Below are 25,854 nucleotides of genomic sequence, written 5' to 3'. Positions count from 1 at the left end.
TGGATGGGAAACGGCAGGGAGAGGCCGACTGCTCGCGCCAAACGTCATCATCGTGCCAGCTGCCGCTTCAGACACGATGGAATAATGGTGCGCCAGCCCGTTTGGCCGCGCGGTCCGCGTTGGCGTTCCTACATCACCGATCGCCGCAACATGCCGAACAGGTCGCGCGGGTCGTCGGGGTCAGCGATAATGTCGATATCCTGATAAAAGTCCGTGCCTTTGACGATGTTGCGGACATAGCGAAGGGCAGAGAAGTCCTCGACGGCAAAGCCGACGCTGTCGAACAGCGTGATCTGCTGCGCGTCACGGCGACCCGGAGCCTCGCCGCGAACGACGCGCCAAAGTTCGGTTACCGGGTAGTCCGGCGCCATCTGCTGGATCTCGCCTTCGATGCGGGTTTGCGGAGGGTATTCGACGAAGGTGTCGGCTCTCAAAAGGATGTCGCCGTGCAATTCCGTCTTGCCCGGGCAATCGCCGCCGATCGCGTTGATGTGAATGCCAGCCCCGACCATGTTGTCGGTGAGAATGGTGGCGAACTGCTTGTCAGCCGTGCAGGTGGTGATGATGCCGGCGCCCTCGATCGCATCCTGCGCAGTTTTGCAGGCCGTGACCGTCAGGCCGGAGCCCTCAAGGTTCGAGCGGGTCTTTTCGGTCGCACGCGGATCGATGTCGTAGAGCCGGATCTCCTCGATGCCGAGCACGGCTTTCATGGCCAGCGCCTGGAACTCCGCCTGCGCGCCGTTGCCGATCATCGCCATCACCTTGGCGCCCTTCGGCGCGAGATGCCGGGCAGCCATGGCTGAAGTGGCAGCGGTCCGCAGCGCCGTCAGCAGCGTCATTTCCGTCAGAAGCACCGGATAGCCGGTCGAAACCTCTGCCAGAAGCCCGAAGGCGGTCACCGTCTGAAGCCCCTCCGCCATGTTCTTCGGATGACCGTTCACATATTTGAAGCTGTAGATCTCACCGTCTGACGTCGGCATCAACTCGATCACGCCTTCGCGTGAATGCGAAGCGACGCGTGGGGTCTTGTCGAAGCTCTCCCACCTCACGAAATCGGCTTCGACCGCATCCGTGAGGTCGATCAGCATGCGTTCGAGGCCGATGTGGTGCACGAGGCGCATCATGTTTTCGACGCTGACGAAGGGCACGAGCGCTTTCGAGGAAGGAGGGAGAACCATGTGGCAGTCCTTGCGAGGGGTTATGGCTGGGCACATCGCTGGCGTTGTGGCGCCGCTAAGACAAGTTTCGCCACTTCGGGGAATTCGTCCAGTCGGAAATGGCCTCCCTCAAGCCAGATCCCGGACGATTTGTGCCCAGTGAAGGGTGCTGCGCAAGGAATGGAAGCGCCGTTCAACAAAATCGGGCAGGATGCCACGCGCGAAGGACGCTTCGTCCTGGAAAGCTGAGCACGTGGCGGGTCTCGATCAGCTCGACGGACCGAGCCGTTATGCTATCGGGCGAGCTCCTCGAGGCTCCGTTCGACGATGTCGAACATTTCATTGACCTCAGCCTGGGTGATGATCATCGGCGGACAGAATGCGATCGCGTCGCCGATGTTGCGGGAGATCAGCCCGTTTTTCTGCAACAGGGCTGCAGCCCGGGCGCCCATGGTGCCTGTCGGGGCCCCGTCGGCAGCCTCGAGTTCCAGGGCCCCGATCAGGCCGACGCCGCGGGCCTCGACCGCAAGCGGATGCCGTTCCAGCGCATTGAGGCGCTCGAGGAAATGCGGTGACAGGCGGCGCACGTTACCGACCAGGTCCCGCTCCTCGATGATTGCCAGGTTTTCCAGCGATACGGCGGCGGCAACCGGATGGCCGCTCGCGGTGTAGCCATGCCCGAGCGCACCGATCCGGTCGGCCTCCGAGGCAATCGGCTCGTAGACGCGCTCGTTGATCATCAGGGCCGATATCGGCTGATAGGACGAGGAAAGCTGCTTGGACAGCGTCATGATATCGGGCCGGATGCCGAAGGTTTGCGAACCGAACATGTTGCCGGTGCGGCCGAACCCGCAGATCACCTCGTCGGCGATGAGCAGAATGTCGTGCCGGTCGAGGACCTCCTGAATGGCAGCCCAATAGCCCTCCGGTGGCACGATGACGCCGCCCGCCCCCATGACAGGCTCGCCGATGAAGGCGGCGATCGTTTCCGGCCCTTCCTCGAGGATCATGGCCTCGAGCTCCTCGGCGCAACAACGCGAGAAGGCAAGCTCGTCCTGGCCGGGTTCGGCCCCGGTTCGATAATGCGGGCAGGTCGTGTGCAGGATGTTTGCAAACGGCAGGTCGAAGGAGCGATGATTGTTGGGCAGGCCTGTCAGGCTGGCGCTCAGAGCCGTCACGCCGTGATAGCCCTTGATCCGGGAGATGATCTTTTTCTTCTCAGGTCTGCCGAGCGCGTTGGAGCGATACCAGACAAGCTTGATCGCCGTGTCGTTCGCCTCCGAACCGGAATTGGCGAAGTAGACCTTCGACATCGGCACCGGCGCCAGCGACACCAGCTTCTCTGCGAGATCCGCCACCGGCCCGTGCGATTTCTGCGAGAACGTATGATAGTAGGGCAGCCGGCTCATCTGCTTGCGCGCAGCCTCGACAAGGCGCCTCTCACCGAACCCGACGGCGACGCTCCAGAGCCCCGCCATACCCTCGATATAGCGCTTGCCGCTGTTGTCGAAGACGTGGATGCCCTCCCCGCGCTCGATCACCATCGGCCCTTCGCGTTCCAGGCGGCGGGGATTGGTGTAGGAATGCAGGTGATACGCCATGTCGCGCGCTTCGGTGGAGTTTGGCTGTGCGGTCATCGGCGTCTCCCTGCTGCAATCTCAAAGCGTGATATCATAGGTAATCCAGTCGGTGCGTGACGCGACCCTGTCGTAAAGCGTGCGTGCACGATAATTGTCGTCGCGCGTGATCCAGCGGATGGAGGTCCAGCCGCGCTCGCGCCCGATGTCGGCGACGGCACGGATCAGCTGAGCGGCGGCACCACTGCCGCGCGCCTCGGGCGCTACGAAGAGATCGTCGAGAAAGCCGCCGCGTGCCGCAAACAGCGGCCGAATGTACTCGCGAAAATGTGTCAACCCGATGGGGCGACCGGTGCCATCGAGCGCGAGGCGGCACTCGAGTCGGCCCTCTCGAATCCAGCCCCAGACGCGATCGCGCATTTCGTCGCTTTGCGGGACGCCGTAATAGGCGGCGAATCCCGCATGCAGCGCGTTCCACGCGGACCGGTCGCCATCGCCGGCAGTGACGATCGTTATGTCAATCATGTTTGCCTCCACCCTCGGGTGGGCGACGTGCCCACCCACCAGCCAACGTCGCCGCTATTGCCATCCAGCCGCCGACCGCTTGCGATACATCTCCCGGAACTGTCCGGTGGAAACCGGCAGCAGATCGCCGGTGTCCCAGTCGAGGATGACGGCATAGCGGCGCACAGCGTCCATTGCGTCGATCTCGCCGGCCTTGAACCGTCTTGAGACGTCTTCCGGATCGGCCGCAAGCCAACCATTGCGCTCCGCCCGGATCTGCCGACGCAGGGCGACGGTTGCGTCCTTGTCAATCTCGTAGGCGCAGATTTCCGGATCTACCGGCAGGATCACGACGCCATAGTCCTTGGCCGCGCGTTCGACCGAGACATAGTCGTCGATGACATCGTCCAGCACCCGCTTCGGGTCGCGCTCCAGCGGATCGCCGAAGCCGCCGCCACCGGCGGTCGGCCGGGAAAAGACGTCGCCTCGTTCGATCGCCACATCCGAGAAGGTCGCACCCAGCCATTCCTTTTCGCCAGTCGCCGCCCGCGTCAGCGTCAGACCGTGCGGGATCGACGGCAGCCCGCCTTCGATGCCCCAGACGATCGCCCGTTCGCGGTCGCAGATATAGGAAATCACGGTGCTTTCCGCCTCGAGCATGCGCGACGTCTTCAGCACACCGGCGCCGCCGCGCCATTTGCCCGGGCCGGCAGAGTCCTTGAGCACCTCGAATTCGGTGGTCAGGATCGGGTTCGCCCGCTCCTGGCCCTCGACGGGCTGGGCCATCAGGCCCGTGCCGAAGCAGGCGGTCGTGACGTTGCAGCCATCCTTGCCGTTGCGCCCGCCCCAGCCGCCCGGCAGCCAGTCGTAGAACATGAAGATCGGCTTTTCCTTCGCCCGGGCATCGCGCCCGCCGGTCAGGAGATATTCGAGGTTAAAGGCACAGGCGATCGCCCGCTCCGGGATGACCTTCGACCAGATCTCGTAGATCGCATTCATGATCTTCTCGAAGGGCATCAGGAAGCCGGTGACCGCCACCGGCCACTTCGCGTCGACGATCGAGCCTTCCGGCGCGATGATGTCGAAGACACGGTAGAAGCCGCTGTTGAGCGGCAGGTCCGGGAAGAAGGTCTTCATGCCGGCGGCAACGGCCGAGAAGGTGGCGTCGAAGGCCGAGTTGTAGATCGACCCGATCGTCGGGTGGCTGCCGGTGAAATCATAGGTCACACGGTCGCCCTTGATCGTCAGCCTGACCTTGATCGGGATCAGCCCCTCGTTGCCGGCGGGGTCGCGATCGATGAAGTCCTGCGTCTCCCATGTGCCGTCGGGCAAAGCGGCAATGCGCTGGCGCATGGCGCGCTCGACATAATCCTGAACCGCGCAGAGGCCCTGGCGAACCGTGCCTTCGCCGTATTTGCCGACGAGCCGGAGGATTTCGCGTTCGCAGACTTGGGTTGCCTGCGCCTGGGCGTGGATGTCACCGATGATCGAGGCCGGGTCGCGCGTGTTCGAGGCGATCAGATTGGCGACGTCCTTGCAGAAGCGACCGCGATCAAAGAGCCGGATCGGCGTGATGCGCATCCCCTCCTTGAACATCTCCTTCGCCGCCACATCGAATGAGCCCGGCACGCTGCCGCCAAGGTCAGACCAGTGGCCGTTGGACTGGCTGAAGGCGATGATGCGGCCATCGACGAAGATCGGACGGATCAGCCGGACGTCGTTGAAATGGGTGCCGCCGGCATAGGGGTCGTTGATCGCATAGACGTCGCCTGGATGCATGTCTCCCTCGAAGGCGCGGATGACGTCCTTGCAGGTGAAATGCAGCGTGCCGACATGGACGGCGATATCCTGGTTTCCCTGCGCCGCCGAGTTGCCCTCGGCATCGTGCAGGGCGCTCGAGAAATCGCGGTTGTAGATGACGAAGGAATAGCAGGTCCGCAAGATCTGCTCGGCCATCTGATCGACGCTGGTGATGAAGGAGTTCTTCAGCACCTCGAAGGTTACGGGGTCAAGGCTCTGCTGTTCAGACATTCTTTTCACCTTCGATGCGGATGATGATGTTGAGGTACTGGTCGACTTCGGCGCGTGTCTCCGGCGGAATGACGACCGTGGAATCGAGCTGCTCGACGATCGCGGGTCCGGCGAGAACAAACCCGGCCGGCAGGGTCTCGCGTTCGTAGATCGGCGTATCCAGCCCGCGTTCGCCATCGAACCAGACCGTGCGCCGGGTCTTCGGCTCGGGGGTGATGCCTGTCGGCTCATGGCGTGCGAGCGTCGCCTTCGGCACCACGCCGATCGCCTTCAGATTGATGCGGAAGAGGCTCACCGGCGTTTCGTCGCGGCGAAAGTTGTATTCGCGCTCATGCTCGCGGTGGAACGCTTCGACGAGCGATGCGATCTCCGTCATGCCCGAAGGGGCCGAAACGGCGAGCGAGCGCCATTGACCGAGATACATCATGTCGATGCTGCGCTGGAGCACGACGTCCTTTTCGGCGACCCCCTCATGGGCAAGGCGATCAAGCGCTTCCTTTTCGAGGCGGAGAAAGGCCGCCTCGATCGCTGCCGGATCGGCATCGGCTGCCGTCTTCAGGTAGCTTTCGGAGAAGTCGTGCTGCATGTCGACGAGCAGGCAGCCGAGCGCCGAGGTCACGCCCGGATTGGGCGGCACGATGACGGCTGGGATCGAAAGCTCGCGCGCAATCGCCGCACCGTGAAGCGCGCCGGCACCGCCGAAGGCGACGAGCGCAAAGTCACGCGGGTCATAGCCGCGGCTGATGGAGATCAGCCGGACGGCATCGGACATGTTGGCATTGGCGACACGGATGATTGCGTCCGCAGCCTCGTGCAGGCCGAGATCGAAGGGCCCCGCCACGCCGTCCCTGACCGCTGTCTCGGCGAGGCCCGCATCGAGCGTGATCTTACCGCCGGCGAGACTGATGCCGAGGCGACCGAGGACCACATTGGCGTCGGTATTGGTCGGCTGCCGGTTGCCCTTGCCGTAACAGGCCGGACCCGGATTGGCGCCGGCCGACTGCGGGCCGTTGCGCAACGAGCCCGCCTCGTCGGTCCAGGCGAGCGATCCGCCACCGGCGCCGATCGTCAGCACCTCGATCGAAGAGAAGCGGATCGGGTAGCCGAATTCGATGAACCAGTCCTTCGTCACCCGCGACTGGCCGTCATAGGCGAGCGAGACGTCGGTCGACGTGCCGCCCATGTCGAGGCCGATGGAGTTCTTGAAGCCGCAGAGTTCGGCGATGTATTTGCTGGCGATCGCGCCGGCGGCGATGCCCGAGCCGGCGAGCCGGGCGGCAAAATCCTCGACGCTCTTCGGTGTCATCACCCCGCCGCCGGTATGAAGCAGCAAGAGGTCGCGCTGGTAACCGTCCGCGGCAAGGTGCTTGCCGAGCCTCGACGTATAGTCGACGACAACAGGGCTCAGCGCGGCATTGGCAACCGTTGTCGAGAAGCGCTCGTGCTCGAAGATCTCCGGCAGCACCTCCGAGGAGGTCGAGACCGGCACGCCGGGCATCACCTCCATCAGGATCTCCTTCATCCGTCGCTCGTTCTCGCCATTCATGAAGGCGTTCATGAAGCAGACGGCGACCGCCGCGACCTTGCGACGCTTGAGGATACGGGCGACCTCTCGGGCTTCGTCCTCGTCGAGAGGCGTCACGATCTCGCCCTTCGCATCGACACGCTCGGCAACGACGAGCCGGTCGCGCCTCGGCACATAGGGCGGAACGACGTCCTTATAGGTGTCCCAGAGGTCCTCTTTGTTGGCGCGCCGGATCTCGATGACGTCGCGGAAGCCCTTCGTCGAAACCATCGCCGTGCGCGGCAGGCGCCGCGTGATCAGGGCGTTGGTGGCAACGGTGGTGCCGTGCGAGAACAGCGCCACTTTCTCAAGGTCGATGCCCGCCTTTTCGACGCCCGACATAATCCCGTCGATCGGATCGACCGAGGACGAGGTCTTCTCGACGCGGATGAGGCCTGTCGTCTCGTCCATGATGCAGATGTCGGTGAAAGTACCGCCGACATCGACCGCTACGCGAAGGTTCTGCAAGTTCCGTCTCCTGTGTCGATAAGTTGAAATCGGGCAAGGCTTCGCCGTCGGCCGAAGCGGCCGCTGGCAAGCGTCAAGTGTTGATGGTTACGGAGGGATCAGCCGGCCGCGGCTGTCCGCTCTATCAGGTATCGCTCCCGCGCCTCGGTCGGGCTGAGACCGAAATGCGCCTTGTAGTGTCGGCTGAGCTGGGCGTGATCACCAAAACCCAAGGCGTAGGCGATCTCGGAGACCAGCTTGCGACAGGCCGGGTCCCGAAGCATCTCGTCGCAGCGCAACAGTCGCTACAGGCGGATCCAGTGGCAGACGGACGTCCCTTGCTGTTTCATCAACTGGTGCAGGTAGCGTACCGAGATGCCGCAGGCATCGGCGATCGTCTGCGGCCCGAGATCGCATCTTGCGAGATTGGCGCGCACGAAGCTCTCGACGCGATGCAGGTGACCGGTCTGCACGGATGTGGCGTCCGACATCAGCATGCGCTCGTCGGAGGTCAGCGACATGGCGAGAATGTCGACGAGATGTTTGCCGGTCATGTCGCGCGCCGACGCGTCCATCTCCACGAGCCGCGAGGCGACGAGGCGGATCATGTCGACGAACAGGGCGCCGGTGCCGCGCGTCGAATCAAAGCTCAGCGAGGCGATCCGCTCGGGCAGGCCGACACGGGCGCGCAGGGCGACGATCGGCACCTTGAGCACCCAGAGCGTGTTCTTCTCGCTATAGCTGAATTCATAGGGCAGATGGCTGCGCTCGACGAGAAAGGCACCCGGCTTGCAGGTCACCGTCTTGCCGCTCTGTTCGAAGCTGATTTCGGCCTTCTCCGGCACGGTGATCAGGTAGCTCTCCTCGCGCTCGTGCAGGAGATGGCGTTTTTGGCGGCGATAGAGAAGCCCGTCCGATTCAAGCCGCGACAGCGAGACGGCGCCAAGATCCCAGACGTTGAGTTCGCCGGAAAACGCCTGCGCATTCTGGAAGCGCAGATCGAGCGGGAAGTAGGTGCTCGACACGGCCTCATCCCAATAGCGCTTGCGCTCGAACGCAGCGGTGCCTTCCGTGGAATAACTCACGTCCATGCGAAGCTCCCATCAAGTCCGACGGCCCGTCGCCCGGCGGTTCCCTTTGTGCCGAGCGCGGCCGATCTCGGCCATTTTCCGATCCCCCGGCCTTGGTTCGCGACATCTTTCGTGTCTTGCGCGCAAGGCTTTCGCGGAGGATCGAGGGTCAGTTAACTACGGCTTTGACGCCCCGGCTAGTCTGAGAGCGCGCTCACTCTTGTCGTTGGGCGTAGTTCAAACCTCTCCATGCCCCGCACGCACCACGGCTTCGGCGGCCAGCGCCACGGACAGCAGATGCGTGTCATGATGCGGCAGCGCCGAAAGCAGAAGGCCGACCGGCATGTCCGCATCTCCCGTTCCGCATGGCAACGACACCCCGCACCAGTCGAGGAAGTTGCCGATCAGCGTGTTGCGCAGCGTCCTGGCATTGGTTTCCACGAACAGGGCATCGTCCGCCTCGAGTGGCGCTGTCGCCGGCGCCACATGGGCGACCGTCGGGTAGGCGACAACCTCGCTCGCGCCAATCGACGCCGAAACCTCGGCCATCAGTCGGTCACGCGCTTCCAGGGTCGCGATGTAGTCGGAAAGCGTGATCTTCTCGCCAAGCCGCGCCCGCGCAACAACGCTCCTGTCCATCGACGCGGCGTCCACGCCTTGAAGCCTTGAGCGATGCAGGGCGAATGCCTCGGCCGTCACCAGCGGGCCGTGCGCGGCCATGAGTTCGAAGATGCGCGTGAGGGCCGGGAAGGCCTGGCGCCGGATCCGGGCACCCGCCCGTTCGAGCCGCGACAGCGCCTGTTCGAAAGCCGCGACCACCCCGTCTTCTGCACGGTCGAAGACGACATTGGTGGGCACGACGATCGAGATACCCTCGAGGCTCCCCCGGCGCACCTCCGATGCCGAAAGACCGCGCATGGCGGCGTCGATCCACACGGCATCCTGCACCGTGCGGCAAAGCGGACCGAGGGAATCGAGGCTCTTGGCGAGAGGGAAGACGCCCTGCATCGCATAGCGGCCGCGCGTCGCTTTATAGCCCACGATGCCGTTCAGCGCGGCGGGAATGCGGATCGAGCCGCCCGTGTCGGTGCCGATCGAGACCGGAACGAGCTCGGCGGCCACCGCAACGCCCGACCCCGAGGACGAGCCGCCAGGTATGCGGGCGACGTCCTGCGAGCGCGGATTGCGTGGCGTTCCATAGTGCGGATTGAGGCCAAGGCCGGAGAAGGCGAATTCGCTCATGTTGACGCGCCCGACACTGACCATGCCGGCCCTGGCGAGAGCGGCAACGACGGCAGCGTCGTCGGCGGCCGGCGGATCGTCCTTAAGGACGATCGAGCCGGCTGTGGTCGGCAGCCCCTTGAGAGCGAAGAGGTCCTTCCAGGCGACAGGAATGCCGTCGAGGAGCCCGAGCGAACGGCCAGACGAAATCCGTTCGCGTGACGCCTCTGCTTCGCGCAGCGCCCGCTCCGGCGTGACCGTGGTAAAGATCGCCTGATCCGCATGATCGCCGATACGGGCGAGCGTCCACTCGGCAAGATCGCGCGGATCGAGCGTGCCCGATTGCAGCAAAACGGACAGCTGCGCGATCGAGCGCCCGCCAAGATCCTGCATCATAGAGACTCCCTCCAGAGCAACTCCAGGAAAAGCGTGGAACGACTTTCCACCCGGAATTGCGTGATATCAATGACCTAGCGTTCCACGAGCTGCATCCACCGGCGGACCAGATAGTTGTGCTCGTCCATCGTGGTGTTCCAGACGGCAATGCAATTGGCGCGCTGCCAGTAGGAGCCGCCGCTGCGAACCGAGCCTGCCTTGACGCGGATCTTGCCATCGGGCCCAGGCAGGTCCTCCACCGCCGGCAGCCCGCCATACCAATAATCCCACTCCGCAGCGGACATGAATGCGCGTGAGCGATCGGGAGTGGAGATGTAATAGCCCTGCCGGGCAACGACCGCACCCGGCCACCCGGAGATCCACCAGTTGAGGTATTCGTAGGCGACGTCGAGCATGCGGCCGGAGAGATGGCGCGCGAGGCAAAGCCCCCCGTGCCAGGCGCGATAGCCTTCGGCCGGCACCGCCTGCTCGACGGGCACGCCCTGGCCATTGAGGATGCTGATGCCGGTCGACCACATGCTCTGGATGTCAGTCTCGCCCCTCAGCATCAGCCGGGCAGCATCCTCGGCGGTGCGCCAGAAGGCGCGGAAATAGCCATCCTTCTTGCGCTCCTCGAGCAGGCCGATCAGACGATCGATCTCATCGACGCTCATGCTGCCGATGTTGTTGAAGTTCATCAGGCCCGCCGCTTGCGCGGCGAGTGCTGCATCGAAGATGCCGATCGCCGGCTCGTCGACCAGTGCCGCACGTCCGGCCCAGCGCTCGTCCAGCAGGGCCGCCCAGCTGTTCATCGCAACAGAGTTCGGCGCCACGTCGGTGCGATAGGCGAAACTGTCGAAGTTGTGCGTGGTCGGCAACATGGAGATCGACGTGGACGGGGTATCGCCGAGTTCGAGATTGGGCTGCACGAACAGCTTCTTGACCGGTGCGTCGCCCTGCCCCAACCGGGCATTCGGGCCGATATGCCCTGTCTTCGTCAGATCGTTGATCTCGTCCCAGAGCGCGATGCGGCCGATGCTGATCGGCTGGATTGCGCGCCAGTACCAGACGATGTCCAGGTTGTGGAAGCACTGGTCGTAGATGTCGTAGCTATCGGGCTCCTGCGCCGCCTTGTGCTGGGTGGTCAGGAAGTCGTTGTTGTCGAAAACGACGTCGATGCCGAGATCCTCTTGCGCACGCAGCCGCAGTTCCTCGAGCAGGGAAATCGCCGTGCCGAGCACCCGAAGCTTTGGCCGGCCGACCAGATGCAGGGCGGGCGTGGCAACGGTCGATTGATCCGATTTGTGCTTGCTCATGGGGACGAAAGGCGTTCCTGTAAGACGGGTTCCTCGGCAAGACCCGCGGCGTTCGCGGCTGTCCGATCGAGAGCGAAGGCCTCGAATGACCGTTTGAGCAGTCCGACATCAAGACCGTCAACGATAAAGACGATGCGTGAGCGGCGATCGTCGTCCGGCCAGCGCTCCATGTGGACTGGCGTGTGCACCAGATGCTGTACGCCGTGGATCGCGACGGGGCGGTCCTCCCCGGCAATGTTGAGGATGCCCTTGACCCTTAAGACCCGCTCGCCATGGCGATTGAGCAGCATGGTGAGCCAGAGGCCGAAGGCGGTCCAGTCCACCGGCCTTTCGACGGTCATCACGAACGAGGTGACGGCGGCAGCATGTGCCGTTCCGTCCACTGTCGCCAGCACTGTCGGCGCATCGCAGTAAAAGCCGCTCGCTGACTGCAGGCCGCTCGCCCGCAACGCCGGCCGCTCGTCGATCAGAGCGGCAGGGTCGATGTCCGGATCTGTCGCCGATAGCAGTGGGGCATCGGGATTGAGGATCCGCAGCTTGTCCGACAGCGCCGCCACGGCACCGGCATCGGCGATATCCGACTTGGTGACCACCAGGCGGTCGGCGACGGCTGCCTGACGGTTGGATTCGACATAGGTTTCAAGCTGCGCCAGCCCGTTCACCGCATCGACCGTGGTGATGACGTTTCCCGGTCGGAAATGATGGCGCAGCACCGGGTCCGCCTTGATCGTCGAGAGCACCGGGAACGGATCGGCAAGGCCCGTGCTTTCGACGACAATGCGCCGAAAGGGCGGAACCAGTCCGCGCTCGCGCTTGGAATGCAGCTCCTTGATGGCGTCGGCGAGCTCACCGCGCACGGTGCAACAGAGACAGCCGGACTGCAGCAGCACCATGGTGTCGTCGATGCGCTCGACGAGATGGTGGTCGAGCCCGACCTCGCCGAATTCGTTGATCAGCACCGCAGCGTCGCTCAGCGCCGGGTCGGCGAGCAACCGCGACAAAAGCGTCGTCTTGCCCGACCCCAAGAAGCCGGTCAGAAGATTGATGGGTGTCAAAAGCGGTATCTCGTCCGCCATCACTGGTCCTCCGCCACGGCAATGAAATCCGGGTCGAGCGGATCGCAAGTCCGGCCGGAAAGCCGTTCGGCCGCCGGCCACAAATGGCCGAGATCCTCGATGATCTCGCTCTTACCCGTGCGGGTCGACAGCACGAAGGAAGCCCCCTGCCAATCGGAAAGGGTCAGGCCGAAGCGGGAAAGCATCGTGTTGGCGATGCGCACGCGATTGGCACGCTCGCGCCGGCGGTCGATCCGCTCGACATTGCGGGTGTAGACGCCGGGTCTCGCCACTGCGTCAGCCCAGTGTTCGTTGCCGCCAAGGATGCCACAAAGGGAGCACATGATACCGTCCGTCCGAAGGTGTCGGACGGGGTGGCCTTGGTGCCACCCCGTCGCTCGTCATTTCTTGCGCGGAAACCGCTTGGCGAAATCGTCGGCGATTTCGTTCATGGTCACGAACTTCACACCCGGATGCTTGATCATATGGGCATAAAGCCGCTCCAGCATCATCAGCACCTGCGGGCGGCCGGCAACGTCGGGATGGATGGTGATCGGGAACACCGCATAATCCATCTCGCGATAGACCCAGTCGAACTGGTCGCGCCACATCTGCTCGATATCGTGCGGATTGACGAAGCCGTGGCTGTTCGGCGCCTTCTTGATGAACATCATCGGCGGCAGATCGTCGAGATACCAGGAGGCCGGGATTTCAATGAGGGCGGTTTCCTTGCCGCGCGTGAGCGGCACCATCCAGTCAGATGGCTTCTTCGAATAGTCGATCTTCGTCCACTTGTCGCCGACGCGCACATAGTAGGGCGTGAAGTCGTTGTGCATCAGCGAGTGGTCGTACTTGATGCCGCGTTCGAGCAGCAGCTCGTTGGTGACGTTGGAGAATTCCCACCAGGGCGCAACATAGCCGGTCGGCCGCTTGCCCGAGAGCTTGGTGACGAGCTCGATGCACTTGTCGAGCACTTCGGTTTCCTGCTCGCGGGTCATGGCGATCGGGTTTTCGTGGGTGTAGCCGTGAATACCGATCTCATGGCCGGCATCGGCAACCGCCTGCATCTGATCCGGGAACGTCTCGATCGAGTGGCCGGGGATGAACCAGGTGGTCTTGATTCCGAAACGCTCGAACAGCTTCAGAAGGCGCGGACTGCCGACCTCGCCGGCGAAAAGGCCGCGCGAGATATCGTCAGGCGAATCCTCGCCCCCATAGGATCCGAGCCAGCCGGCGACCGCATCGACATCGATGCCGAAGCTGCAGAGGATTTCCTTGGCCATGGTATGTCTCCTTCGTGTTTATCGTCCAAAAGGTGAGGCTGGCGAGAGCTCAGGCCGGGATGACGGTGGCTTCGCCCGGCCGCCAGCTCAAAAGAACGTCCGCGCCAACGGGGAAGGCGTCGGGCTGGTACTTGTCGACATGGGCCTCGAGCGAGACGGTGCGCCCGTCCCCAAGCGTTGCCGTCAGATGGGATACGTGGCCGACGACATCGAACCGGCTGACGCTGGCGCCGACGACATTGCCGCCGGCCGCGTGGGCAATCTGCTCGCGAGAAACCCGGGCTGCCGGGTGTACCTCGATCGCTTCGGCCGGAATGACGACATTGACCCGCGAGCGCCTGGAAAGCGTGCCGTTCGCCAGGCCGGTGAGCTGCCCGAGCGGCGTCGAAACGAGCGTCCGGTCGTCGGAGACGCCGTCGACTTCACCCTGGAAGATCGTGTTGTTGCCGATGAACTGGGCAACGAAGGCCGTGTTCGGCCGCGTGTAAAGTTGATGTGGCGGGCTGATCTGCTCGACCCGTCCCTGGTTCATGACGACGATGCGATCCGAGAGCGCCAGCGCTTCCGACTGGGCGTGGGTGACGAAGATGAAGGTGACGCCCAGCGTCTTCTGTAACAGCTTCAGTTCGTTCTGGATCGCCTTGCGCAGGTTCGCGTCGAGCGCGCCGAGCGGCTCGTCGAGCAGCAGAATGTCGGGCTCGACCACGAGACCGCGCGCCAGCGCAATGCGCTGCCGCTGGCCGCCGGAGAGCCGGTCCGGCTTCTTGTCGGCAATATCCTCCAGGCCGAGCGCCGCCAGGATGCGGTCGACCTTGGCGTCGCGTTCCGATTTTGCCATGCCCTTCACGTCGAGCCCGTAGCCGACATTGCGACGCACGGTCATGTGCGGAAAGAGCGCGTAGCTCTGGAAGATCATCGAGGTCGGCCGATGCTCGGGCCTGACGTCGTTCATCTGCTTGCCCTTGATCAGCATGTCGCCGGAGGAGATCGCCTCGAATCCGGCGATCATCCGGAGCGTCGTCGTCTTGCCGCAGCCGGAAGGGCCGAGGAACGCGATAAACTCGCCCTTGGAAACCGACAGGTTGAAATCGATCACGGCTGGCGTGCCGTTGTCGTAGACCTTGCCGACAGTGTTGAGTTCGAGGTCGAAGATCATCGTGGCGCTCCGAAACTGGCTAAGGATGCTATGGTGGGAGGCCGGGACGGGCTGACGTCCCGGCCCTTTGTCATCAGGCGTTCAGGAACTCGTCCCACTTCTGGATCAGGTGGTCGTATTCATCTGGCCACTGGTGCCAGTAGGCGACGTTCTTGGCGCGCTCTTCGAGCGAACCGCCGTCGCGCAGGTCGCCTTCCTTGATGCCGCGCTCGGCTGGCCCGACCCAGGGCTTGCCCTCGTACCAGAAGGCGTATTTTTCCGGCGCCATGACGTTCTTGATGTTGGTCGACGGCGAGTAGTAGCCCTGCTCCGACACGGTGATGCCCGGTTCGCCCGAGAGCCAGTAGTCGGCATAGGCGATGACGGCTTCCTTGTTGGTGGTGCCGGCAATCATCGCAGGGCCGATCGCCCAGCCGCGATAGCCTTCCTTCGGCACCGCGTAGCGGCAGGGCTTGCCCTGCGCCTTGACGGCCATGACGGCCGGCTGCCATGCGTCGCAAACCACCATTTCGCCCGATGCCATCAGGTTGACGAGTTCGCCGAAATCACCCCAGAGCGCGCGGAACTGGCCTTCCTTCTTCTTGGAAATCAGGAACTTTGCTGCTTCGTCGATCTCGGCCGCCGTCGCATTGCCCGGGTTCTTGACGTCGGAGAGGCCGAGCGAGTTCATCGCCATGATCGCCTGGCCAATGGCAATCAGCGGATCCGTGTTGATGCCGGACTTGCCCTTCCACTTGGGATCGAAGATCGCCGTCCAGCTGTTGGCCTCTTCGGCCGAAAGCACGTCCGGGTTATAGCCGATGGAATCGTAGTTATAGACGGCCGGCACCATGTTGAGAGACGACTGGCCGTCATCGGTCCAGATCTGGCCGACGATCTGGGCGGCGCGGTCCCATTTGTCGCTGGGCGTGGTGAAGGTGTCGCGGATGTTCGCCCAGTTCTTCAGCGCCGAGGCCGGGATCGGCTCGACATTGTTGGTCATGACGATCGACGGCAGGCGCTCGGCGATGATTTCCCAGCAGTCGTAATCCTTGGAGCCGGAGAGGATCTTCGTCTGCGCGTCCGGGAACGTGGCGGCGGTCCCGGATGTGCCGCCAACGCCGGCCGCCGCTTTGAACTGCTCGAGGATGCGCTCCTGCACGGTCACCGACAGGCCGATGGTGCGAAGCTGCTGGCTGGCGAGGTCGCTTGCCTGTGCGAAGGCGGCGCGCGAGGAGAGGAACGGCGTTCCGCCTCCAATCGCGAGTGCCATCACCCCTGCGGAGCGTTTGAGGAGCGAGCGGCGATTGAGTTCCATGTTTGGCATTGTCTCTTCTCCAGTTTTCGTTGTTCCCCAGGGACCGTTTTCCGGCCCCCATTCATCATTCGCCGCCATCGCGGCGCTCAGTCCGGCGGCCTTGAGCGCCCGCCGCACGATCTCAGAAGCGTCAGTAGCGCCCGACCAGCAGTCCGCCGTCGACGACCAGAACCTGTCCCGTCATGTAGCGAGCAGCGTCGGAGGCCAGGAACGCGATGACGTCGGCGATATCTTCGGGGGTGCCGAGGCGCTTCATCGGAATGAAATCCGCTGCCGCTTCAGCACCTTCCGGCCCCAACGAGTTCTCCTTGGAAAGCAGCTGCGCTGTGCGGATGTAGCCGGGTGCGACGCCGTTCACCCGCACGCCCTCAGCGGCAAGCTCGACCGCCAGTCCCCGGACGAGGCCGACGACGCCGGACTTGGCGGCGGAATAGTGCACGTGCTCGTCCCAGCCATAGGCAACGCCCATGATCGACGAGAGCGCGACGATGCTGCCCTCGCCGCGCCGGCGCATGCCGGGAGCAGCCGCCCGGGCCAGCCGGAAGATCCCCTTCAAATCGATGTCGAAGGTCAGGTCCCATTTGTCGTCGGTCAATTGGCCAAGCGGTGTGCGATGGGCGATCCCGGCATTGGCGACGACGACGTCGATGCGGCCGTGCCGGTTTTCGATATCGGCCACCAGCGCATCGGTCGCGGACGTCGAGCGCACGTCATAATAGGCGAATTCGGCCGAGCCGCCGGCAGCGCGGATCGCCTCGACGGTTGCTGCACCCTCGCGTTCGAGGATATCGGTCACCACCACATGGTCACCGGCCGATGCGAAGGCCCGGGCCGTCGCCTGGCCGATACCGATGCCGGCACCGGTGACGATTACAATGCGGGCAGTCTTGGGAGGGTTTGTCATCGCATCTTTCCTGTCAGAGCATCACGTCGCCGGAATTCGGTCCGAGTGTCTGGCCAACGAAGAGGCTGGCCGCCGGCGACGCCAGGAACGACACCGCTGCGGCGACCTCTTCCGGCTCGCCGAAGCGGCCGAGCGGCAGCTGTTGTTTCTTGGCGGCGCGCCAGTCGTCCGAGAGCTCCATGACCAGCGGCGTGTTGATCGGCCCCGGCGCCACCGCATTGACGCGCACGCCGCGGCTCGACACTTCGCGCGCCAGTGCCTTGGTCATGCCGATGATCGCCGCCTTGGCGCCGGAGTAATGGACGAGCTCGACACCGCCGATCTGGCCGAGCTGCGAGGCGACGTTGATGATGACGCCCTCGCCGCGCTCGAGCATCGGGCCCAGCACCGCCCGGGTCATCAGGAAGGTGCCGCGCACGTGGACGGCGAACATCCGGTCGAAGTCGGCAACATCGAGGTTCTCAAACAGCGCCTGATGGGCGATGCCGGCATTGTTGACCAGCAGTGTCGCAGCAGCGTGTGCGGCCGTGCCGACGTCGACAATTCTGCTGACATCGGCTTCGATCGACACGTCGCCGGCAACTGCTGTCGCCCTGCCTCCCGCCTGGACGATCTCACTGGCAACAGCTTGACTGCGCTCGGGCGACAGATCGTTGACGAGCACGGCGTAGCCATCGGCGGCAAGCCGCAAGGCGATCGCGCGACCAATGCCGGATCCTGCGCCGGTGACAATCGCGGCCGGTGAAGGTGCGCTCGACATCACGCTTCCTCCTGGATCGCAACGCGCTTGGCGCGGCGCACCGACAAGGTCATCAGAGCCGCATAGGTACCGAGCAGCGCAAAGGAGAAGAGTGTCGTCAGAACGCCGAAGGCGAAGACGTTCGGATGCACTTCAACCGAGAAGGTGCCGTAGATTGCGAGCGGCAAGGTCAGGTCCCGGCCCGAGGCAAAGAGCGTGCGCGAAAACTCGTCATAGGACAGCGTGAAGGCAAAAAGCATGGCCGACAGCACGCCCGGGAAGATCAGCGGGAACGTGACCTTGCGGAAGGTGCGCGCCGGGGTAACGCCGAGCGACCAGGACGCTTCCTCCATGCTGGGATCGAAGCGGTTGAAGATCGCCAGCATCACCAGGAACGCGAAGGGGAACGTGTAGACCACGTGCAGCACGAAGGCCGTGCCCCACCAGTGGCGGTCGATGCCGAGCGTGTTGGCAACAAGCGCCATGCCGAGGCCGACAAGCACGCCCGGCACCATCATGCCAAGGACGATCAGATAAAAGACGACGCCGGAACCACGGAACTTGCGGCGGAAGGCCTGGGCGGCGGTCACGCCGAGCACCGTGGAGACGATCATCGTCATGACGGCGAGCCCGAGCGAGCGGACCAGCGCCTGCTCGATCGGCAGCGGCGCGATGCGCGACGGCGGCGTCAGGCCGAAAAGGTGCTGGTACCAGTAGGTCGACCATTCGATGATCGGAAACTGCGGTCCACCTTCGGGTCCGGTCTGGAACGACAGGATCGCAAGCACGGCAAGCGGTCCGTAGAGGAAGACCAGGAACAGCGCTGTGTAGGCGCCGAGGCCGAATTTCATGCCACTGGCGTTCATGGTCAGAGCTCCTTCCTGAGATCGACGACCCTGAGCAGGGCCGCGATGACCGCGCCCATCAGGATGGTGAGGACGACGCCGGCAACCGCGGCAAAGGCCCATTTCAACGAACCGACCTGTGTGACGATGATGTTGCCGAGCAAGTTGACCTTGCGGCCGGAAAGTGCGGCCGAAGTTGCGAATTCGCCGAGCACCATGACGGAGACGAAGATCGCGCCGACCACTACGCCCGGCATCGAGAGCGGCAGGATGATCGTGCGGAAGATCCGCCAGAAGCCGGCACCCAGATCCTGCGCCGCCTCGATGACGGAGTGATCGATACGGCCGAGCATGAAGGCGATCGGCCCGACCATGAAGACGCAGTAGATCTGCGTCATGCCGATGATGACGGAGAGTTCGGAAAACAGGAGGACCTCGATCGGCGCGTCGGTAATGCCGAGGTTCATCAGGATCATGTTGATCGCGCCCTCCTTGCCGAGCATGGGCCGCCAGGCAAGCACGCGGATCAGAAACGAGGTCCAGAAGGGGATGACGCAAAGGACGAGCAGAACCGTCTGCAGCGCCTTGTTCTTGACGAACAGCCCGACATAGAGCGCGGCCGGATAGCCGACGAGAACGGTCGAGACGAGCACGATCAGCCAGATGCGTACCGTCGTCCAGAGCGCGCCGAGATAGGTGTCGCTGGTGAAGAACGTCACCCAGCTTTTCAATGTCAGCGTCGGTTCGATCTTGAAGGTGGTCTGCGTCCAGAAGGAGACATAGACCATCATCAGCATCGGCAGGACGAGGAAGAGCACCATCCACAGCACCCCGGGGGCGAGCAGCCACAGGGCCTTTCCGCCGGGTTTCCTCTCGGTGACGGTTTCAGCTTCCGTCTGTTCCGCAATGGCCATCATGCTCATCTCTCAATCTCCGGGAACCAGCGCAGCGCCAAAGCACCGGCTGTGGCAGTTTCAGTTCGAGCCGCCTCGAGTGTCGGTGCTTCAAGCGTAGACAAGGGCGTCCTCCCGCTTCCAGACGAGCGCGTAGCGGCCCTGATCCTCATAGGTTTCGGGGGCGGCGTGGCTGAGATGGGTCTCCACCTCGAAGACCCGCCCGTCATCAAGGGTGAAGAACGAGTTGACCGCGGCACCGGAGTATTCGCTGGCAACGAAATTGCCCTCGACGCGGACTTCATCGTCCCCGATCGCCGCTTCGCGCGGGCGCACGGCGACGCGGTCGTAGCGGATCGCATAGGCCGGTTGGGTCGCCCGGCTTGCAGGTCGGCTGCCCAGCGAAAAGCGCCCGGCGCTGCCGACGAAGGCGCCGACTTCGAGACGCCCCGGGAAAAGGTTGTAGCAATTGAGGAAGCGGGCGACGGCCGGAGAAGCCGGCCGGTTGTAGATCGTGTCGGAATCGGCCGATTGGGCGATGCGGCCGCGGTCGAGCACCAGCACCGTGTCACCCATTGCAAGCGCCTCGGTCTCGCTTCCGGTCACATGCAGGAAGGTGACGCCGCAGCGCTCGCGGATGGCGCGGAGTTCGGTACGCATGCGGGCGCGCAGATTGGCGTCGAGCGCGCCGAGCGGCTCGTCGAGCAACACCATGCGCGGTTCGGTGACGAGCGTGCGCGCCAGGGCGACGCGCTGCCTTTGGCCACCGGAGATCTGCGTGACGGCGCGGCCTTCAAGCCCGGAAAGGCCGACGAGCGCGATGATGTCCTTGACCCGTCGCTCGACTACCCTGCGGTCCGTCACCGCATCGACCTCGCGGTTTTCAAGGCCGAAGGCGATATTCTGAGCAACAGACAGATGCGGGAAGAGCGCGAAGTTCTGGAACACGAAGCCGATGCCGCGCTGATGCGGCGCCACGGTATCGATGCGCTTGCCGTCAAAGACGATGCTTCCGCCGTCCGGATCCTCGAAACCGGCGATCACGCGCAGCAAGGTCGTCTTGCCGGAGCCGCTCGGCCCGAGCAGCGAGATATAGGCATCGCCCGGCAATGCGAGGTCGATGCCATCGAGCGCACGCATCTCGCCAAAGGCCTTGGTGACGTTCTTGAGCTGTAAGACTGTCGACATCGTTTTCCTGCCCGTTGTCGCCGACCGGTCACCAGCCAATGCTTCGCCCTCGCCGGACGCCGACCTGGCGTCCGAACGCACATGCGATAGCGATCACGCATGGGTCACATGCGCGGTTGGGATGACGGTCCTTTGCGATCTAAAACTATGTTCCACCTGCGCGCTTCTTCTGAGCGCTTGCATGTCACGAACCATGACACGAATGATTTTTGTATGCAATAGACTTTTATTGGCTTTTTACCAAGCGCGAATAGAAGATGCAGAAATGATGTCACGCCGCCCACGCGATATGGGAACCGCCGAGGGTCACCAGACCACAACACCGCGCAATTGCGCCCCTTTACGAGGCGCAACCTCTGAAATCCCTCCATCCTGCACCGCCCGGCCGCCACGGCAGCCAGCCGTATTCACTCGGGCGCGATGCGCCCTTCAACGACAGACCGATGGACAAGCGCATATAAAAATTGCACATATGTATTCAATATGCATTTATTTTGCGCTGTCACGGTCACCGGCAAGTGGCGTAAAGAAAGGGGACGACATTGCCAGCCAAACGGAAGATGCCAGACCGCATGAGCGAGCCACGCCTCGGCCAAAACCCGCAGCGCCGATACGAGATTGCCGAGGATGTGCTGCGCACGAACATCTCCGAAGGCACGCTGCCGCCCGGTCTCGTCCTGCTCGAAGGACCAATCGCCGATATCCTGCAGATCTCGCGCGCGCCGGTACAGCGCGCGCTGCTGCAGCTTGAAAGCGATGGGCTCGTCCACCGCTTCAAGGGACGCGGCTATCTCGTCGGCCCGCCCGGCCGGGCGATCGAGCCGAACCGCACCGACATCAAGACCCTGGGCCTGATCGTGCCGCAGCACGCCGACGAGGCGCTGCAAAGCCGCTCGTCCTGGGAGCGCATCTACGACGAGATCGAGAACGACGTCGCCGGCTGCGTGATCTTCGGCCAGTACCGCATCATCGAAAACGAGCTCGCGAACCATTTCAACGTCAGCCGCACGGTCGTGCGCGACGTGCTGACCCGCTTGCGCGAACGTGGCCTCGTGCGCAAGAACCAGAGTTCGCACTGGATCGCCGGTCCGCTGACCGCCCAGACGGTCAAGGATCACTTCATGCTGCGCCGGCTGCTCGAGCCGCAGGCGCTGGCGCTCGGCGCGCCGCACATCGACCGCGACCGGCTCGGCGCGTTGTTCAACCGGCTCGTCGAGTTCGGCCAGACTGAGGACGGCGGCGGCTGGCTGGGGCTTGAAGATATTCTCGTGGAGTTCACCGAGGCGTGCGTGCTTGCCATGCCGAACGAGCGCCTGCGTGAACTGATCCGCAACAATCTGCTGCCGGTCACCGCCACCGAAAGGCTGCTCCGGCATCTCGGACTGCCAGGCGATCCCGCCGTCATCGCCGAACTGAAACTCATCGTCGAGCTGATGACGCGCGGCGCAAACGCCGCCGCCGCGTCGATGCTCGAAAGTCATATCGACGCTTCCCTGAACCGCACGATCGCACAGATGAAGATCGTTGCGATCATTCCAGGCCCGAGCGTCACCGCCGCCTATCTGACGCGTGTCGTCGAATAGGGCGTTCGCCGGCCGGAAACGGGCCCAGTGAAGCCGGGCGGACACCGTCGCCGGTTGCAAGATCAGGTCCAAACGTCCCACTGTCTGCCCTCCTGTCTTCACAACGCCGGTTCAGTTGCAACGGCCAGCACCCGAGGGAGGCCGGACGCTCTCGCGCCCTGTCGCAAACCGACGTCACGTGGCTGTCGTGATCGCCGCCCGCAGCGCTTCCAGCCGCCTGCCCTCCTCAGTGCGGGCCGCGAGCGCCTCCTCCATCGTCACCTCGACGAAGCGGGTCGGCGTGTGCGGCTGCAATTGCCCGATCAGGTCCATGTCCGACGAGATCACCGTTCCGACCATGAAGTAGCCACCGCCCGATACGGCGTCGCGATGCAGGATGATCGGCTCGGTGCCACCCGGCACCTGGATCGAGCCGTAGGGATAGCAGCTGTCGACGATGTTCGAGGGATCAGAGCCGGCGCCGAAAGGCTGGTCGCGATCGACGAAACTCAGCTTGCGGCCGCCGCGGAAGCGGTAGCCCATGCGGTCGGCTTCCGGCGCCACCTTCCACTCATCGACAAAGAAGCTCAGCTTTGCCTCGTCCGTCAGGCGATCCCAGTAGAGACCGGGCAGCACGCGCAGGGCGGCAGGCGCCGTAGGCTTCCGGCGCAGGCTTTCATCGACCGTCAGGCCTTCACGGCCTGCACGCGCCGGCCCGACCGGCAGCACGTCGCCGGCGGCAAGCGCGCGGCCCTTGTAGCCGCCAAGCGCGCCGATCGGGTAGGTCGAGCGGCTGCCGAGCGCTTCCGGCACGTCGATGCCGCCGGAGACGGCGATGTAGATGCGCGCGCCGGATTTCAGGAAATCGAAGCTCAGGGTCTGCCCGGCTCTGACCCGAAAAGCGGTCCATCCCGGCTGAAGCACATCATCGACCTTGACCGGCATGTCGGCGCCGGTGATGGCAACGAGCGCGTCTTCGGTGAATTCAAGCTTCGGCCCGAGGAAAACCGCTTCCAGCCCGGCTGCGCCCTCGTCGTTGCCGACGAGCAGGTTGGCGGCCCGCATGGCGTAGCGATCCATGGCTCCCCCCATCGGAATACCGAGGTGGAAATAGCCGGGGCGACCCAAATCCTGGATGGTGGTCGCCAGACCATGATGAACGACGTTAATGGCCATTGAGCACACCCTCCAGCCTGGTGTTGTAGCCGGCGATGTCCTTCTGGAACTCGCGCAGGTCGAAGCTCACGTCTCGGATCGGCGGAGCAAAACGCCCCTTGTCGACGTCCTCGACCGCCTGGTCGTAGGCATCGCGGTCGATCGGCTTGAACTTGACGATGTCGCCGGGTCGGAAGAACACCATGAAATCGCGGAGATAGCTGGTGGTCTGGGTCGGGTCGAAGATCGGCATCGGCGTGATGCCGAACATCTGGTAGCCGCCGGCGCCGCGGACCGAATAGATGCAGCCGAAACACCCGCCGTGGCCGACGGTCAGCCTGGGGGTGTCCGTGCGCGGGCGCAGGTATTTCGGCACCTGGATCTGCCGCTGGCGCTCGACCATCTGGTACATGAAAGGCAGGCCGGCGACGAAGCCGACCATCGACACGAACCACGGCGATCCCGAATGGGCCGCCACGAAATCGGTAACCGCATCGTAGCCGTTGATGCGCGCCGCGTAATCGAGATCGGTCCCTTCAGGGTCCTGGTGTCGCTCGCGAAAACGCATCAGCGTCTCGTGCGTCCAGGGGTCGTTGTAGAACACCGGGATCTCGACGATGCGCGTGCGAATCACCGGCTCGGCCCGCTCTGCCGCCCCTTCGATCGCCCGCACTTCCTTCAACACGTCGTCCGGCTTGATCACGTCAGGATCGAACTTGATCTGGAACGAGGCGTTCGCCGGGCAGATCTCGGTGACGCCGCGGATGCGACTTTCCCGCACGCCCTTTGCCATCGACAGGCTCTTGAAGAAGGCTTCGAGTGACATCTCGTCGCTGCACTCGACGAACAGATGTTCGTCGCCTCCGAATGTGTATCGTGTCGGCATCACGCAACCTCCGCGGTGCGTCCGCCCGCAGCGGCGAACTCGGTTTCCAGCCATGTCTCGAGAAAGCGGGTGTGGAAGGCGCCGGCTGCCACATCGGCATCGGCGGCGAGCGCCTGATGCAGCGCAATCGTTGTCGGCACGCCCTCGATCTTCAGATCCGCAAGCGCCCGGGAGAGCCTGGCCAGGCATGCCGGCCTGTCTGCACCCCAGACGATCAGCTTGCCGAGCAGGGAGTCGTAGAAGGGCGGTATCGTGTAGCCTTCATAGAGCATCGTGTCGAAGCGAACGCCCTCGCCTTCCGGCACGGCCAGGCGCGTGATCTGGCCCGGCGCCGGCATGAAACCACGCGCCGGGTCTTCGGCATTGATCCGGCACTCGATGGCGTGGCCGGACACAGAGATGTCCGATTGGCGCACCGACAGCGCCGCGCCGCCGGCCACACGGAACATCTCCTTGACGAGATCGAGACCAGTGATCATTTCGGTTACGGGATGCTCGACCTGAATGCGGGTGTTGACCTCGATGAAGTAGAAACCTTTCGTCTCATCGTCATAGAGATACTCGACCGTGCCAGCGCCGCGATATCCGACAGCCCGGGCAAGCGCCACCGCGCTGTCGCAGAGCTTCTGGCGCACGTCGGCTGGTAGCAGGAAGGAGGGCGCCTCCTCCCAGACCTTCTGGCGCCGGCGCTGCAGCGAGCACTCCCGCTCGAAGCAATGGACGAAATTCTCGCCGTCACCGAGGATCTGCACTTCCACGTGGCGGGCCCGGGTGATGACCTTTTCGAGATAAAGACCCCCGTCACCGAAGGAGGCGAGCGCCTCGGCCGAGGCTTGCGGGAATTGCTTGTCGAGTTCGGCCAAGTCGTTGACGATGCGGATGCCACGCCCACCGCCGCCGGCCGCCGCCTTGATCATGATCGGGAAGCCGGTCTCGGCCGTGACGGCATGGGCCTCTTCGAGGCTTGAAATCCGCCCATTGCTGCCAGGCACCGTCGGCACACCTGCCCTTTGGGCAACGACACGCGCCTGCACCTTGTCGCCGAGCAACCGGATCGCGTCACCGGAAGGGCCGATGAAGATCATGCCGGCGGCAACCACCGCATCGGCGAAATCGCCATTTTCTGACAGGAAGCCGTAGCCCGGATGCACGGCATCGACGCCGGCACGTTTGGCAGCGGCGATGACCGCCTCGATATTCAGATAGGACTTCTTCGGCGCCGGCGGGCCGATTTCGATGGCCTCGTCCGCGAGCTTCACCGCGAGCATATCCGCATCCGCGGCGCTATAGACCTGGACCGTGCGGATGCCGAGCGCCTTTGCCGCCCGGATGATGCGCACGGCGATTTCACCGCGATTGGCGATCAGGACCGAGCGGATCGTCATTGCTCCACCTCGGCGATCACCTGGCCGGCCATCACAGGCTCTTCGTTGTCGACGAGGAAGCGGATGCTGCCGCCGGAAACCCCTGCCTGGATCTCCTGGAAGGTCTTCATGACTTCGATGACGCCGATGGCCTCGTTCGAGACCACCGCATCGCCGTCGGTCTTGAACGGCGGCACATCCGGAGCAGACGACCGATAGAAGGTTCCTGGAAGGGGCGATCGGATTTCGTGCTTGCTCATGGTTG

At 63.9% G+C, this 25,854-nt stretch carries 24 protein-coding genes; 1 reads left to right on the top strand and 23 read right to left on the bottom strand.

Annotated elements, in window-relative coordinates; all coding sequences use genetic code 11:
* Positions 1–128 precede the first annotated feature (128 nt).
* From VGO12_RS12545 to VGO12_RS12455, 19 genes are all read right to left on the bottom strand, one after another.
* Complete coding sequence (locus tag VGO12_RS12545; protein ID WP_327513086.1) at positions 129–1,178, bottom strand: ornithine cyclodeaminase; 1,050 nt, start codon at positions 1,176–1,178, stop codon at positions 129–131.
* A gap of 272 nt (positions 1,179–1,450) precedes the next feature.
* Positions 1,451–2,794 (bottom strand): aspartate aminotransferase family protein, encoded by a 1,344-nt coding sequence (locus VGO12_RS12540; protein WP_327513085.1) that lies wholly within the window; start codon positions 2,792–2,794, stop codon positions 1,451–1,453.
* 21 nt (positions 2,795–2,815) lie between these two features.
* Positions 2,816–3,259 carry a GNAT family N-acetyltransferase gene (locus VGO12_RS12535; protein WP_327513084.1) on the bottom strand — a complete coding sequence of 148 codons (444 nt, stop codon included), beginning with the start codon at positions 3,257–3,259 and terminating at the stop codon, positions 2,816–2,818.
* A 54-nt stretch (positions 3,260–3,313) separates the two neighbouring features.
* A complete protein-coding gene (locus VGO12_RS12530) occupies positions 3,314–5,269 on the bottom strand; it encodes a hydantoinase B/oxoprolinase family protein (protein ID WP_327513083.1) in 1,956 nt (651 codons plus the stop codon).
* The gene (locus VGO12_RS12525) at positions 5,262–7,301 is read right to left on the bottom strand and encodes a hydantoinase/oxoprolinase family protein (RefSeq protein WP_327513082.1); all 2,040 of its coding nucleotides are present in this window, start codon (positions 7,299–7,301) and stop codon (positions 5,262–5,264) included. Before VGO12_RS12525 ends, VGO12_RS12530 begins: the two co-directional genes overlap by 8 nt.
* Positions 7,302–7,399: 98 nt before the next feature.
* Positions 7,400–7,579, bottom strand: coding sequence for a helix-turn-helix domain-containing protein (locus VGO12_RS12520; RefSeq protein WP_327513081.1), 180 nt, complete (start codon positions 7,577–7,579; stop codon positions 7,400–7,402).
* 6 nt (positions 7,580–7,585) lie between these two features.
* Complete coding sequence (locus VGO12_RS12515; protein ID WP_327513080.1) at positions 7,586–8,371, bottom strand: AraC family transcriptional regulator; 786 nt, start codon at positions 8,369–8,371, stop codon at positions 7,586–7,588.
* 216 nt (positions 8,372–8,587) lie between these two features.
* Positions 8,588–9,967, bottom strand: coding sequence for an amidase (locus VGO12_RS12510; RefSeq protein WP_327513079.1), 1,380 nt, complete (start codon positions 9,965–9,967; stop codon positions 8,588–8,590).
* Between the two features lie 74 nt (positions 9,968–10,041).
* A complete protein-coding gene (locus tag VGO12_RS12505; protein ID WP_327513078.1) occupies positions 10,042–11,262 on the bottom strand; it encodes an ABC transporter substrate-binding protein in 1,221 nt (406 codons plus the stop codon).
* Positions 11,259–12,338: a GTP-binding protein gene (locus tag VGO12_RS12500; protein ID WP_327513077.1), complete on the bottom strand. Its 1,080-nt coding sequence runs from the start codon at positions 12,336–12,338 to the stop codon at positions 11,259–11,261. Before VGO12_RS12500 ends, VGO12_RS12505 begins: the two co-directional genes overlap by 4 nt.
* On the bottom strand, positions 12,338–12,661 hold the full coding sequence (locus tag VGO12_RS12495; RefSeq protein WP_327513076.1) for a hypothetical protein: 324 nt from the start codon (positions 12,659–12,661) through the stop codon (positions 12,338–12,340). Before VGO12_RS12495 ends, VGO12_RS12500 begins: the two co-directional genes overlap by 1 nt.
* Before the next feature lie 57 nt (positions 12,662–12,718).
* The gene (locus tag VGO12_RS12490) at positions 12,719–13,600 is read right to left on the bottom strand and encodes a polysaccharide deacetylase (RefSeq protein WP_327513075.1); all 882 of its coding nucleotides are present in this window, start codon (positions 13,598–13,600) and stop codon (positions 12,719–12,721) included.
* A 49-nt stretch (positions 13,601–13,649) separates the two neighbouring features.
* Complete coding sequence (locus tag VGO12_RS12485; protein ID WP_327513074.1) at positions 13,650–14,756, bottom strand: ABC transporter ATP-binding protein; 1,107 nt, start codon at positions 14,754–14,756, stop codon at positions 13,650–13,652.
* 73 nt (positions 14,757–14,829) lie between these two features.
* Positions 14,830–16,062 carry an ABC transporter substrate-binding protein gene (locus tag VGO12_RS12480; RefSeq protein ID WP_327513073.1) on the bottom strand — a complete coding sequence of 411 codons (1,233 nt, stop codon included), beginning with the start codon at positions 16,060–16,062 and terminating at the stop codon, positions 14,830–14,832.
* Between the two features lie 121 nt (positions 16,063–16,183).
* Complete coding sequence (locus VGO12_RS12475; protein ID WP_327513071.1) at positions 16,184–16,957, bottom strand: SDR family NAD(P)-dependent oxidoreductase; 774 nt, start codon at positions 16,955–16,957, stop codon at positions 16,184–16,186.
* 13 nt (positions 16,958–16,970) lie between these two features.
* On the bottom strand, positions 16,971–17,717 hold the full coding sequence (locus VGO12_RS12470; protein ID WP_327513070.1) for a 3-oxoacyl-ACP reductase family protein: 747 nt from the start codon (positions 17,715–17,717) through the stop codon (positions 16,971–16,973).
* Positions 17,717–18,562 carry an ABC transporter permease gene (locus VGO12_RS12465; protein WP_327513069.1) on the bottom strand — a complete coding sequence of 282 codons (846 nt, stop codon included), beginning with the start codon at positions 18,560–18,562 and terminating at the stop codon, positions 17,717–17,719. Before VGO12_RS12465 ends, VGO12_RS12470 begins: the two co-directional genes overlap by 1 nt.
* Before the next feature lie 2 nt (positions 18,563–18,564).
* Positions 18,565–19,455 carry an ABC transporter permease gene (locus VGO12_RS12460; protein WP_414650712.1) on the bottom strand — a complete coding sequence of 297 codons (891 nt, stop codon included), beginning with the start codon at positions 19,453–19,455 and terminating at the stop codon, positions 18,565–18,567.
* A 90-nt stretch (positions 19,456–19,545) separates the two neighbouring features.
* Positions 19,546–20,622 carry an ABC transporter ATP-binding protein gene (locus tag VGO12_RS12455; protein WP_327513067.1) on the bottom strand — a complete coding sequence of 359 codons (1,077 nt, stop codon included), beginning with the start codon at positions 20,620–20,622 and terminating at the stop codon, positions 19,546–19,548.
* Between the two features lie 572 nt (positions 20,623–21,194).
* Between VGO12_RS12455 and VGO12_RS12450 the strand changes: the two genes are divergently transcribed.
* Complete coding sequence (locus VGO12_RS12450) at positions 21,195–22,205, top strand: GntR family transcriptional regulator (RefSeq protein WP_327513066.1); 1,011 nt, start codon at positions 21,195–21,197, stop codon at positions 22,203–22,205.
* 174 nt (positions 22,206–22,379) lie between these two features.
* Here VGO12_RS12450 and VGO12_RS12445 read toward each other — a convergent pair whose 3' ends face one another.
* From VGO12_RS12445 to VGO12_RS12430, 4 genes are read right to left on the bottom strand one after another with little or no spacing between them, the layout of a single operon-like run.
* On the bottom strand, positions 22,380–23,360 hold the full coding sequence (locus tag VGO12_RS12445; protein ID WP_327513065.1) for a biotin-dependent carboxyltransferase family protein: 981 nt from the start codon (positions 23,358–23,360) through the stop codon (positions 22,380–22,382).
* Entirely contained in the window at positions 23,350–24,225 is an 876-nt protein-coding gene (locus VGO12_RS12440) for a 5-oxoprolinase subunit B family protein (RefSeq protein ID WP_327513064.1), read from the bottom strand. The genes VGO12_RS12445 and VGO12_RS12440 overlap by 11 nt, the downstream gene beginning before the upstream one ends.
* On the bottom strand, positions 24,225–25,610 hold the full coding sequence (locus tag VGO12_RS12435; protein ID WP_327513063.1) for an acetyl-CoA carboxylase biotin carboxylase subunit: 1,386 nt from the start codon (positions 25,608–25,610) through the stop codon (positions 24,225–24,227). The genes VGO12_RS12440 and VGO12_RS12435 overlap by 1 nt, the downstream gene beginning before the upstream one ends.
* The gene (locus tag VGO12_RS12430) at positions 25,607–25,849 is read right to left on the bottom strand and encodes an acetyl-CoA carboxylase (protein ID WP_327513062.1); all 243 of its coding nucleotides are present in this window, start codon (positions 25,847–25,849) and stop codon (positions 25,607–25,609) included. Before VGO12_RS12430 ends, VGO12_RS12435 begins: the two co-directional genes overlap by 4 nt.
* Between the last annotated feature and the right edge of the window lie 5 nt (positions 25,850–25,854).

Source organism: Ensifer sp. (assembly GCF_035999135.1).
Classification (GTDB): domain Bacteria; phylum Pseudomonadota; class Alphaproteobacteria; order Rhizobiales; family Rhizobiaceae; genus Ensifer.
This window is presented reverse-complemented; position numbering and strand designations above follow the sequence as displayed.

Coding starts and splice junctions, on each gene's coding strand:
- VGO12_RS12505 (WP_327513078.1), bottom strand. CDS start 11,262: ATGAGCAAGCACAAATCGGATCAATCGACCGTTGCCACGCCCGCCCTG.
- VGO12_RS12475 (WP_327513071.1), bottom strand. CDS start 16,957: ATGACAAACCCTCCCAAGACTGCCCGCATTGTAATCGTCACCGGTGCC.
- VGO12_RS12540 (WP_327513085.1), bottom strand. CDS start 2,794: ATGACCGCACAGCCAAACTCCACCGAAGCGCGCGACATGGCGTATCAC.
- VGO12_RS12515 (WP_327513080.1), bottom strand. CDS start 8,371: ATGGACGTGAGTTATTCCACGGAAGGCACCGCTGCGTTCGAGCGCAAG.
- VGO12_RS12495 (WP_327513076.1), bottom strand. CDS start 12,661: ATGTGCTCCCTTTGTGGCATCCTTGGCGGCAACGAACACTGGGCTGAC.
- VGO12_RS12535 (WP_327513084.1), bottom strand. CDS start 3,259: ATGATTGACATAACGATCGTCACTGCCGGCGATGGCGACCGGTCCGCG.
- VGO12_RS12500 (WP_327513077.1), bottom strand. CDS start 12,338: ATGGCGGACGAGATACCGCTTTTGACACCCATCAATCTTCTGACCGGC.
- VGO12_RS12455 (WP_327513067.1), bottom strand. CDS start 20,622: ATGTCGACAGTCTTACAGCTCAAGAACGTCACCAAGGCCTTTGGCGAG.
- VGO12_RS12485 (WP_327513074.1), bottom strand. CDS start 14,756: ATGATCTTCGACCTCGAACTCAACACTGTCGGCAAGGTCTACGACAAC.
- VGO12_RS12430 (WP_327513062.1), bottom strand. CDS start 25,849: ATGAGCAAGCACGAAATCCGATCGCCCCTTCCAGGAACCTTCTATCGG.
- VGO12_RS12465 (WP_327513069.1), bottom strand. CDS start 18,562: ATGAACGCCAGTGGCATGAAATTCGGCCTCGGCGCCTACACAGCGCTG.
- VGO12_RS12510 (WP_327513079.1), bottom strand. CDS start 9,967: ATGATGCAGGATCTTGGCGGGCGCTCGATCGCGCAGCTGTCCGTTTTG.
- VGO12_RS12450 (WP_327513066.1), top strand. CDS start 21,195: ATGAGCGAGCCACGCCTCGGCCAAAACCCGCAGCGCCGATACGAGATT.
- VGO12_RS12460 (WP_414650712.1), bottom strand. CDS start 19,455: ATGGCCATTGCGGAACAGACGGAAGCTGAAACCGTCACCGAGAGGAAA.
- VGO12_RS12470 (WP_327513070.1), bottom strand. CDS start 17,717: ATGTCGAGCGCACCTTCACCGGCCGCGATTGTCACCGGCGCAGGATCC.
- VGO12_RS12435 (WP_327513063.1), bottom strand. CDS start 25,610: ATGACGATCCGCTCGGTCCTGATCGCCAATCGCGGTGAAATCGCCGTG.
- VGO12_RS12480 (WP_327513073.1), bottom strand. CDS start 16,062: ATGCCAAACATGGAACTCAATCGCCGCTCGCTCCTCAAACGCTCCGCA.
- VGO12_RS12530 (WP_327513083.1), bottom strand. CDS start 5,269: ATGTCTGAACAGCAGAGCCTTGACCCCGTAACCTTCGAGGTGCTGAAG.
- VGO12_RS12445 (WP_327513065.1), bottom strand. CDS start 23,360: ATGGCCATTAACGTCGTTCATCATGGTCTGGCGACCACCATCCAGGAT.
- VGO12_RS12545 (WP_327513086.1), bottom strand. CDS start 1,178: ATGGTTCTCCCTCCTTCCTCGAAAGCGCTCGTGCCCTTCGTCAGCGTC.
- VGO12_RS12490 (WP_327513075.1), bottom strand. CDS start 13,600: ATGGCCAAGGAAATCCTCTGCAGCTTCGGCATCGATGTCGATGCGGTC.
- VGO12_RS12440 (WP_327513064.1), bottom strand. CDS start 24,225: ATGCCGACACGATACACATTCGGAGGCGACGAACATCTGTTCGTCGAG.